This is a genomic window from Pseudonocardia tropica (genome assembly GCF_040105315.1).
Taxonomy (GTDB): domain Bacteria; phylum Actinomycetota; class Actinomycetes; order Mycobacteriales; family Pseudonocardiaceae; genus Pseudonocardia; species Pseudonocardia alni.
Window position 1 is genome coordinate 1 of record NZ_JBEDNP010000096.1, and the last position, 1,119, is coordinate 1,119.

At 73.5% G+C, this 1,119-nt stretch carries 2 protein-coding genes; both read left to right on the top strand.

Features of this window, described 5'->3' with window-relative positions; translation table 11 throughout:
• A partial coding sequence (locus WHI96_RS27720) for a hypothetical protein (RefSeq protein WP_349302522.1) occupies positions 1-201 on the top strand: 201 nt, incomplete at its 5' end.
• A 690-nt stretch (positions 202-891) separates the two neighbouring features.
• Positions 892-1,119: GntR family transcriptional regulator (locus WHI96_RS27725; protein WP_349302523.1), on the top strand; the 228-nt coding region annotated here is incomplete at its 3' end.

Below are 1,119 nucleotides of genomic sequence, written 5' to 3' on the forward strand. Positions count from 1 at the left end.
GGCCTCGGCGTCGGCCAGGTAGAGCGCGACGTCCCGCTGCGGGTCGACGACGACGGCGCGGCCGGTGGCCCGGTCGCCGATCAGGTAGGACGCCTGGGACAGGCAGCCCAGGTAGTACTGCCGGAAGACGAGGTCGCCGCTGCGCTGCCACGCACCGGCCTCGACGGGGTCCGCCCCATGATGCCCTCCCGGGGGATCTGACGGTGATGAAATGACCGTACATTCAGGAGCGCCGTGCGTCGAGGGCGGTGGCTCTCACCACGCGAGCCGGGCTGTTGCGTGGCGGGTATCCACGTGGTGTCGTGGTTCTCGTGTGCCCCACAGCTCCGTCGGTCGATCGCGGCTTCGTCGTGTGCCTGATCGCCACCGACCAGCTGTCGGTCGACGACCGTCACTGTCGCCCGGGAGTCCGAGCGGCCCGGTAGTACCGGCGCCGCTCCTTCCGTCCCGACCCACCGGAATCCCGGAGCGACCGTGCGCACATCCGTCCGTCCCGACATGTCCCGCCCCGTGGCGGCCGCCTTCGACGGCGAGCCCGCTGCCGCTCGCTCGTCTCCGGCGGACGCGCCGCCGCCCGTGGACGCGTCGGGCGACGGTGGTTCCGGCGGTCACCCCGAGGGTGGTGCCCACCCTGGCCTGCTGGGCCGGATGGCGGTGGCGGTGCGGGCCGCGAACCGGGCCGGCGTGCCGTTCTGAAGCCCGTCCGGGCCGACGCCCGGTAGGGGCGCGGTCCGGCCCCGACCCCGGCCGTGTCCTGTTCCGGCCGGGTTCCCGTTCCGGTCGGCACCCGGCCGGTGGCTCCTCGTGCGCGGTCCCGACGGCGCCGTCGACGTGGCGTGCAGCACGGCGGGGGACTTGCCCGACGGGGTTAAATGACCGTACATTCAAGGGGTGTCCGACACCGAGACCGATGACTCCGGCCCCGCCGTGATCCGGCGCGAGCCCGGCCGCCTGCTCTGGGAGCAGCTGCTCGACGACCTGCGGCGCCGCCTCGACGTGGACGCGTTCACCGACGGATTCCCCGGTGAGCTGGCGCTCGTAGAGGAGTACGGGGTCAGCCGGCACACCGTGCGGCAGGCGGTCAAGGTACTGCGCGACGAGGGCCGTGTCGTCGGGACG